Annotated in this window: 8 protein-coding genes and 1 pseudogene; 4 read left to right on the top strand and 5 right to left on the bottom strand. The window is 69.8% G+C overall.

Annotation, left to right across the window (positions count from 1 at the left end):
* From PHC73_RS08440 to PHC73_RS08425, 4 genes are all read right to left on the bottom strand, one after another.
* On the bottom strand, positions 1-663 hold a 663-nt coding region (locus PHC73_RS08440), incomplete at its 3' end, for a potassium-transporting ATPase subunit KdpA (protein WP_300126701.1).
* Position 664: 1 nt separating this feature from the next.
* Positions 665-754 (bottom strand): K(+)-transporting ATPase subunit F, encoded by a 90-nt coding sequence (gene kdpF / locus PHC73_RS08435; protein WP_300126699.1) that lies wholly within the window; start codon positions 752-754, stop codon positions 665-667.
* Positions 755-1,212: 458 nt separating this feature from the next.
* A complete protein-coding gene (locus tag PHC73_RS08430; RefSeq protein WP_300126697.1) occupies positions 1,213-2,274 on the bottom strand; it encodes a PA0069 family radical SAM protein in 1,062 nt (353 codons plus the stop codon).
* Positions 2,267-3,505 carry a multifunctional CCA addition/repair protein gene (locus tag PHC73_RS08425; RefSeq protein WP_300126695.1) on the bottom strand — a complete coding sequence of 413 codons (1,239 nt, stop codon included), beginning with the start codon at positions 3,503-3,505 and terminating at the stop codon, positions 2,267-2,269. Before PHC73_RS08425 ends, PHC73_RS08430 begins: the two co-directional genes overlap by 8 nt.
* 150 nt (positions 3,506-3,655) lie before the next feature.
* Between PHC73_RS08425 and PHC73_RS08420 the strand changes: the two genes are divergently transcribed.
* The gene (locus PHC73_RS08420) at positions 3,656-4,570 is read left to right on the top strand and encodes a VOC family protein (RefSeq protein WP_300126693.1); all 915 of its coding nucleotides are present in this window, start codon (positions 3,656-3,658) and stop codon (positions 4,568-4,570) included.
* Positions 4,571-4,574: 4 nt separating this feature from the next.
* On the opposite strand, the gene PHC73_RS08415 is transcribed toward PHC73_RS08420, so the two are convergent.
* Positions 4,575-6,248: a sigma-54-dependent Fis family transcriptional regulator gene (locus PHC73_RS08415; RefSeq protein ID WP_300126691.1), complete on the bottom strand. Its 1,674-nt coding sequence runs from the start codon at positions 6,246-6,248 to the stop codon at positions 4,575-4,577.
* 286 nt (positions 6,249-6,534) lie between these two features.
* Here PHC73_RS08415 and PHC73_RS08410 point away from each other — a divergent pair, with 286 nt between their 5' ends.
* The 3 genes and pseudogenes from PHC73_RS08410 to PHC73_RS08400 all read left to right on the top strand — a co-directional run.
* Positions 6,535-7,890, top strand: coding sequence for an aromatic ring-hydroxylating dioxygenase subunit alpha (locus PHC73_RS08410; protein ID WP_300126689.1), 1,356 nt, complete (start codon positions 6,535-6,537; stop codon positions 7,888-7,890).
* On the top strand, positions 7,880-8,407 hold the full coding sequence (locus tag PHC73_RS08405; protein ID WP_300126687.1) for a 3-phenylpropionate/cinnamic acid dioxygenase subunit beta: 528 nt from the start codon (positions 7,880-7,882) through the stop codon (positions 8,405-8,407). Before PHC73_RS08410 ends, PHC73_RS08405 begins: the two co-directional genes overlap by 11 nt.
* A 26-nt stretch (positions 8,408-8,433) precedes the next feature.
* Positions 8,434-8,627: pseudogene (locus PHC73_RS08400) on the top strand (aromatic ring-hydroxylating dioxygenase subunit alpha); the annotation flags it as partial.

The following is an 8,627-nucleotide window of genomic DNA, read 5'->3' as shown; positions in this document are numbered from 1 at the left end:
CTGGCCGGCGGCGTCGAGTTTTGGGGCGTCGAAGGCGGTCGGCTCGAGCGTGGTCACGTCCTGGTGGGCCGCGAAGTTCTGCACCACGCCCTGGCTCACCAGCGCCAGCGCCAGCACGAAGGACAGCGGCAGCAGCAGGTAGGCGGTGACCCGCCACAGGTCCGCCCAGAAATTGCCGAGCGTCTGCGCGCAATGGCGCGAAAAACCGCGAATCAGCGCAAGGGCCACCGCGATGCCGGTGGCGGCGGACAGAAAGTTCTGCACCGCTAGCCCGAGCATCTGCGTCAGATGACTCATCGTCGTCTCGCCGCCGTAGCCCTGCCAGTTGGTGTTGGTGACGAAGCTCACGGCGGTGTTGAAGCTCGAATCGGGCGTGACGTTGGCGAAGCCCTGCGGATTGAGCGGCAACCACGCCTGCAGCCGCTGCAGCGCGTACACGGCGAGCGCGCCGATCAGGCTGAACACCAGCACCGCGGCGGCGTACTGCCGCCAGCCCATCTCGCCTTCGATGCCGCAGCGCCGGAACAGCGCCGCCTCGGCGCGCGCGAGCGGCCGCCAGCGCGGCGCATCCATGAGTTTGGCCAGGTACAGGCCCAGCGGCTTCACCGTCGCCAGCAGCACCGCAAGAAAGAGCGCCAACAGTCCCCAGGATTGCGCGGTCATGTCAGAACGCCTCCGCGCGCAGCAGCGCGTAGACCAGATAGCCGGCGAGCGCGAGCGCCACCAGGCCGCCGATCAAATAGAGCGCGTTCACGGCGCCGCCCCCGGCAGGCGCGCACAGCCCGCCAACAGGCCCATCGTGAGCGCCGCCATCACCAGCAAAACGAACAGCCACCCCAGGTCCATCGCCCACCTCCGACCAGATGCCCTCGCGTCGGGCGCCACTGATTTGCTACTCAGAGTTTGTGAAGAAATGCGCGTCCTGCGCATTTCTTGCGTCGCCCGTCCGGTACACGCCCGGACGGGCTCCCGCGAATCAAGCCCTTACGGGCTCGCTTCGCGTCCGGCCATCCCTGGCCGGCCTGAGAGCTTGAAAAATTCACAAGCTCTCAGCGTTTATCAACGGTGCCGTCCGACGGAATTTTTCGGCATTTGCTTGGAGGGACTCTATGCCGCCCCCCGTAAACACGGTGCAAAAAGATCGGCTCGCCGCGTGAACGGCGCGTGAAGGGCAGCGGCGATCGCGAGCCGGACCCGGGGCCGCCGCCGCCCTCACCAGCCGAAGCCGAGCTGCCCGCCGGCCGGCGGGCGAAAGGCGCGGGTGTCGAGTCGTGGTGCCGCGCCGAGTCCGAGCCGGCGGCAGGCGAGCTCGAAGCGCTGGCCGAGCAGCGTGGCGTAGTCGCCGGCGCCGCGCTGGCGGTGGCCGAAGGTGCCGCTCGAAAGCCGCTCGCCCCAGATCGCCTGCAGCGCGTGGAGCACCCGCTGCGCGCGCTCGGGGCGGTGGCGCTGCAGCCAGTCTTCGAACAGACCGGCCACCTCGCCCGGCAGGCGCAGCACGGTGTAGCCGGCAAAGCCGGCGCCGGCCTGTGCGGCGGCGGTCAGGATGGCTTCGAGCTCGTGATCGGTGAGTGCCGGGATGATGGGCGCCACCAGCACGCCCACCGGCACGCCGGCAGCGCGCAGGCGCGCGACGGTGGCCAGCCGCGCCTGCGGTGCCGCGGCGCGCGGTTCGAGCGTGCGGGCGAGGTCGCGGTCGAGCGTGGTGATGGACAGGTACACGCTGACCAGGTCGTGCTGCGCCAGCTCGGTGAGGATGTCGAGATCGTGCGCGATGCGGCCGGACTTGGTGACGATGCCGACCGGGTGGCGGCAGTCGAGCAGCAGCTCCAGCACGCGGCGGGTGATGCGCCAGTGCCGCTCGGCCGGCTGGTAAGGGTCGGTGTTGGTGCCCATGGCGAGCACCTCACAGCGGTAGCCGGGCTTGCGCATGGCGTCTGCCAATAGCTCGGCGGCGCGCGGCTTGGCCAGGATGCGGGTCTCGAAGTCGAGCCCCGGCGACAGATCGAGATACGCGTGGCTCGGCCGGGCGAAGCAGTAGATGCAGCCGTGCTCGCAGCCACGGTAGGGATTCAGGGACTGATTGAACGGCAGGTCCGGCGAGTCGTTGCGGCTGATGACCGAGCGCGTGGCATCCACGCTGACCACGGTGCGCGGGTCGGCGCCGGGTTCGTCTGGCAGCTCGGCGTCGGGCTCCGCGCCGCGCTCCGTGCGGGCGTAGCGCGGCGTCGGGTTGTAGCCGGCGCCGCGGCCTTTGTGGGTATGGCGGTCACTCATCGGCCTTCACCGCGGCGGCGATGGCCCGCGTGCGCGCCTGCCGCAGCGCGCTGCGCATCGCCTCGCCGGTGAAGCCGCGTTCCACCAGGGGCGCCACGTCCACGCCGCGCGCGGCCTCGAAGGCGCGTTGCAGGCGCGCCGCCTGCGGGTAGGGCCGGTCCTCGAAACCCAGGCGGCCGCGATGATCCGCCTCGCAGGCCAGCAAAAACTGCGCGAAGCGCTGCGGCCGGCGCAGCGCATCGGTGCGCTCGATGATCTCCAGCAGCGTGCCGGCGCGCAGTTCGAGCGCCCGGTGCGCGTTGCCGTGGTCGCGCGCCACGGCGACCGCCAGTTCCCGGTACGCCGCGGGTACCTTCAGGCGCGTGCACAGCGCATTCACCAGTTCCACGCTGCGCGCCTCGTGGCCGTGGTGGCTTGGCCACTGCTCGGGCGGCGTCGTGCCCTTGCCAAGGTCGTGCAGCAGGGCGGCGAAACGCACCTGTGGGTCGGCACTCAGGCGCGCGGCCTGCTGCAGCACCATCAGCGTGTGCACGCCGGTGTCGATCTCGGGATGCGGCTCGGGCGGCTGCGGCACGCCGAACAGGCGGTCGAGCTCCGGCAAGAGTCTTGCCAGCGCGCCGCAGTCGCGCAGCACCGTGATGAAGCACTGCGGGTCCGGCTCGCGCAGCGCGCGCTCGAATTCCTGCCACACCCGCTCGGGCACCAGCGCGTCCACCTCGCCGGCCGCCACCATCTGCCGCATGAGCGCGCGGGTGTCGTCCGCCACCGTGGAGCCCATGCGCGCGAAGCGCGCCGCAAAGCGCGCCACGCGCAGGATGCGCACCGGGTCTTCGGCGAACGCCGGCGACACGTGCCGCAGGCGCCGGGCGGCCAGATCCGCCTGCCCGCCGTAGGGGTCGATGATGGTGCCGTCCGGCGCCTCGGCCATCGCGTTGATGGTCAGATCGCGCCGCAGGAGGTCCTGTTCGAGCGTCACGTCGGGCGAGAAGTGGACCGCAAAGCCGTGGTAGCCGCGCGCGGTCTTGCGCTCGGTGCGGGCGAGCGCGTACTGCTCGCCGGTTTGCGGGTGCAGGAACACCGGAAAATCGGCGCCCACCGGCTTGAAGCCGGCGGCGAGCAGGTCGTCCGGCGTGGCGCCGACGACGACGTAGTCGCGGTCGGTCACCGGCAGACCCAGCAGGCGATCGCGCACCGCGCCGCCGACCAGATAGGTTTTGAACGGCAGCGTCATGCGCGCCACCGGCGCGGCGGGCGAGGGTGGGTGATTGGCGGCATGGGAGCGCGAAAACGTGGCTGACCGGCGGCCATTATCGGCCTGCCTTGCCGGCCCTGCAGGCGGCGCGCATGATGCGAAAAAGTCCGCCAGGAAGGAGAAACCGGTATGTCGGAATCGCGTCTTTGCCCGCAGCGCCTGGGCTACGTGCACCTCAAGGTCAAAGACCTGGACGCCTCGCTGGCGTTCTGGACGCGCGCCGTGCCGCTCGAGATCAGCGCCCGCCAGGGCGGCCGGGTGTACCTGCGCGGCGGCCTGCAGCATCACTGGATCGTGCTCGAGCCGGCGGCCGAACCCGGCCTGGCACGGGTGGGGCTGGAGGTGGAAAACCGCGCCCTGCTGGACCTGTTCGAGGCGCACCTGCGCGGGCTCGGCATCGCCGTCGAGGCCGGCGACGGGCTCGACACCGAGCGCGTGGACCGCTACCTGCGGTTTGCCGATCCGGCCGGCAATCCGCTCGAGCTGTACTGCGACATGGTGGCCATGCCGACGCCGCCGCAGCCGCGCACGGTGCAGCTGCTGGACATCCAGCACGTGGTGCTGGGCGCCGCCGACACGCGCGCCTCGGCGGCGTTTTACCGCGACGTGCTGGGCCTGCGCGAGTCGGATTGGGTGGAGCGCGACGTGTGCTTTCTGCACATGAAAAACGGCTGGCACCACGGCATCGGCGTGGGTGGCTTCGGCGCCAGCGGCGGCGGGCTCAATCACATCTGCTTTCAGCCGCCGGGCCTGGACGACGTGATGCGCGCCCGCGCCATCGTGCGCAAGCTCGGTTACCCGATCACCATGGACCTGCTGCGCCACGCGCCGTCGACGTCGGTCGGCTTCTACTTCGCCGGGCCGGACACGGTGGCCGAGATGAGCTACGGCGCGCGCCAGTTCGCCGAGGACGCACCGCCCAAGCCGCGCCTGCTGGCGCGCGGCGTCGACACGCTCGACGTGTGGCAGCAGGGCCTGGTCGACGCCGAGCAGTCGGTGGTCGAGGAAATGAAAAAAATGGCCGAGCGCCAGCGCGGCGGCTGATGGTTCAGCCGGCGCGACCGGCGCTTCCGCGGCGGTGGCGCTCCAGGCGCAGCTGCACCTGCCGGCGGGTGAGGCCGAGCGCGCGCGCGGCCGCGGCAAGGTTGCCGTTGGCGTCGGCGACCGCCTGTTCCAGCAGTGCGTGTTCGATGGCGTCGAAGCGCGCGCGTGTGGTCGGTGCCGCCAGCAGTGCTGCGGCCTGTTCGCGCAGGGCCGCGCCCTCGTCGCTGAGGCGACCGGTGCCGTCGAGCGCAAACGCCGCCGGACGCGGCGAACCGCCGTGCAGCGCCAGCTGCGGCAGGTCGATGGCCTCGCCGTCGCCGGCCAGCAGCACGGCGCGCTCGATGATGTTCTCGAGTTCGCGCACGTTGCCTGGAAAGTCATACGCGAACAGCGCCTGCACCGCGCGGGCGGTGAAGCCCGGCACGTGCTTGCCGTGCGCGGCGCAGAAGCGGCGCAGCAGATGCGCCATCAGCAGCGGAATGTCGTCGCGCCGCTCGCGCAGCGGCGGAATCGGCACCGGAAACGTGGTCAGGCGAAAGTACAGGTCCTCGCGAAAACGCCCGTCGTCGACCGCCCGGCGCAGGTCCTCGTTGCAGGCCGCCATGACGCGTACGTCGACCGGGCGCGTCTGGTTGTCGCCCACACGCTCGATCTCGCGCTCCTGCAGCGCCCGCAGCAGCTTGCCCTGGGCGGCCAGACTGAGGCTGGTCACCTCGTCCAGGAACAGCGTGCCGCCGTCGGCGCGCTCGAAGCGCCCGGCGCGCGAGCTGCTGGCGCCGGTGTAGGCGCCCTTGACCACGCCGAACAGTTCGGTCTCGATCAGGGTTTCCGGCAGCGCGGCGCAGTTGACGGCGATGAACGGTTCCTTGCGCCGGCTGCTCATGCGGTGCGCCAGACGTGCAAACACTTCCTTGCCGACGCCGGTTTCACCGACGAACAGCAGTGTGGCGCGGCTGTCCGCGGCCTTGCGCAGCAGGTGCATGGCGGCGCCGAAGCCGGCCGAGATGCCGACCACGCCGTCGTGCTCGCCGGCCGGCGCATCGGCGAAGCGGTTCACGGAGGCTTCCGGCTGGTAGTAGCGCGTGTCCGGCGCCTGGCTGAGCCACTCGTCGAGCGGTTTGCCGACCAGCCGGCAGGCCTCGTGGCCCATGCCGCGGCATTCCACCTCGCGCATCAGGATCGGCCGGCCGGCAAACGCGCTGGCAAAGCCGCTGGCGTAGCCGCTCTGCATCCAGCACACCGGTTCCGGGCTCTGGCCGTAGGCGTCCAGATGCGTTGCCGCTTCGAGCGAGTCATGGACCAGGAACTCGCCGGCGAAGGCGCCGCTCGCCGGCTCGGCGTTGAGGTGTACGACCTCGGACCAGCCGAAGCCAGCCAGCGCGTGTACCTGCGGGCCGACCGCGAAGGCGTCGAAGTAGCTCACGTCCGGGCGCAGGCGGCGGGCGGCTTCGGCGTCGCGTCCGCCCTCGGCGTAGCCGATGCGCGACAGCAGCTCGCGCGCCACCGCCGGCCCCAGGCGGTCGATCAGCTCGCGCCGCAGGGCGCCGTACACGCTGGCCGTCAGCAGCACGCCGCGCTGGTCGCGTACCCAGATGCGGCCGGTGTCGGGCGTGAAGCGGACCTGCTCGGCCAGATCGCGGATGTCGGGCAGGTTTGCTGCCGGTGCTGCCTTGGACATGATCGACGCTCGGGTCAACGAAGGTGTGGTGATTATGGGCTCAGATGACGCAGGCGTAACGTCACTGGTCCGGCGTAGCCGGCTGCCCTCGCCCAAAAGGCATGGAAGTGGCAGAAGGAACGACTGTTTGGCACGGCGTGTGCATTTAGGTAGGTACTGATTTATCCAGCGGCTGCCGTCCGGGGCACGCGCGTACCGCGCAGCATCCCATTGGCCGCTTCATTGAACCATTGCCGCCACACCGCGCCCGACGGCGCTGTGCCTTGTCTTGCAGGAGGAGTCACGGATGACCGATTACGCCGGCCTGGTGACAGGCGCCGGCAGCGCGCAGCGCCGCCAGATCTACGCCGACCCCGCCATCTACCAGCAGGAGCTCGAACGCATTTTCGGCCGCTGCTGGCTGTTTCTGGTGCACGAATCGCAGCTTCCGAACCCCGGCGACTTTCAGCGCACCTTCATGGGCGAGGACGACGTGTTGGTGGTGCGCCAGCCGGCGGGATCGATCAAGGCGTTCCTGAACACCTGCACGCACCGCGGCAACCGCCTGTGCCGCGCCGACCGCGGCAACGCCAAGGCGTTTGCTTGCAACTACCACGGCTGGGCGTTCGGCACCGACGGCGCGCTGGTGAACGTGCCGCTGGAGAAGGACGCCTATTTCAACGAGCTCGACAAGGCCCGCTTCGGGCTCGTTCCGGTCGAGCGGGTCGAGTCGTACAAGGGCCTGGTGTTCGGCTGTTTCGACAAAAACGCACCGAGCCTGTCGGATTACCTCGGCGACATGAAGTGGTACCTCGACGTGTGGCTGGACGCGCTGCCGGGCGGCAGCGTGCTGCTCGGCGAGGCGCAGAAGGTGGAAATCCCCACCAATTGGAAGCTGCCGGTCGAGAACGTGTGCGGCGACGGCTACCACCTCGGCTGGGCGCACGCCGGCGCCATGAAGGCCGTGCAGAGCATGGATTTTTCGGGCTTCACGGTCGGCAACGCCAGTGTCGACCTGGATGGCGGGCTGTCGATCGCCGGCCTGAACGGCCACTCGCTGCTGGCGACGCTGGACGGCGTGTCCGGCTACAGCTTCTATCCGGACAACGGCGACATCCTGCGTTGGCTCGAAGCCAACCGCCCGACGGTGATCGAGCGCCTGGGGCGCCTGCGCGGCGAGCGGCTCTGGGGCTCGCAACTGAACTTCACCATCTTTCCGAACCTGCAATTTTTGCCGGGCCTGAACTGGTTTCGCGTCTACCACCCCAAGGGCCCGGGGCGCATCGAGCAGTGGACCTGGGCGATGGCCGAGGCGGCCATGCCGGACGCCATCAAGCAGCGCATTCTCGACAACCAGCTGCTCACGTTTGGGCCGGCCGGCCTGTTCGACAACGACGACGGCGACAACCTCGCCGCCTGCGCCGAGCAATCGCGCGGCTGGCGCACGCGCCAGATGGACGTCTACACCAATATGGCGCAGGGCCGCAGTGGGCCGCGTGCCGGCCTGCCGGGCGACATTGCCGTCGGCGTGGTCAGCGAGCACAACCAGCGCTACTTCTACCGCCGCTGGCAGGAGCACATGGCCGCCGCCGACTGGCGCGCCGTGCCGCAGTACAACCTGAACCCGCTGTCCGCCGACGAGGGTCGCGCCCATGTCGGCTGACACGTCTGCCATGCTGCCCATCGACCAACACCTTGCGCTCACCCAGGCGCTGTACCGCGAGGCGCGCCTGCTGGATGAGGAGCGCTACGGCGACTGGCTGGCCCTGCTGGCGCACGACGTGCGCTACCGCTTGCCGCTCACCTCGCGCCGGTTTCGCGCCGACCGCAGCGCGGCGCTCGCCGTGGGGCCCGGCTACGTGTTCGACGACGACAAGGCGCGTCTTGGCCTGCGCGTGCAGCGCCTGGAGTCGGGCCTGGTGTGGGCGGAAGACCCGCGCAACGCCGTGCGGCGCATCGTCAGCAACGTCGAGATCTACCGCGCCGAGAACGACGGCGAGGCGCGCGTGCACTCGGTGATCGAAATCCACCGCAGCCGCATCGACGCCCAGCAGCGGCGCCTGACCGCCGCTCGCACCGACCGCTGGCGCGACGCACAGGGTCAGTGGCAACTGGTGGCGCGGGACATCCGTTTCGACCACCCGGTGGTCATCGACAGCAACCTGAACGTGTTTTTCTGAAATTTTTTGTGAAAAGAGGCGTTGCCATGAAACCCTACGAAACCACGCAGCCACCGCAGGACTACTCGCGCTACATGGATCTGGAGGAAGGCTGGGTTGACCGGCGCATTTTCTGGGATCAGGCCATCTACGAGCGCGAACTGGAGGCCATTTTTGCCCGTTGCTGGCAGTTCGTGGCGCACGAATCACAGCTGCCGAACAACGGCGATTTCCTGACCAC

It is taken from the genome of Immundisolibacter sp., from assembly GCF_028696615.1.
GTDB lineage: Bacteria > Pseudomonadota > Gammaproteobacteria > Immundisolibacterales > Immundisolibacteraceae > Immundisolibacter.
The sequence above is the reverse complement of the archived record's forward strand: the minus strand, read 5'-3'. Positions and strand labels throughout refer to the sequence as shown.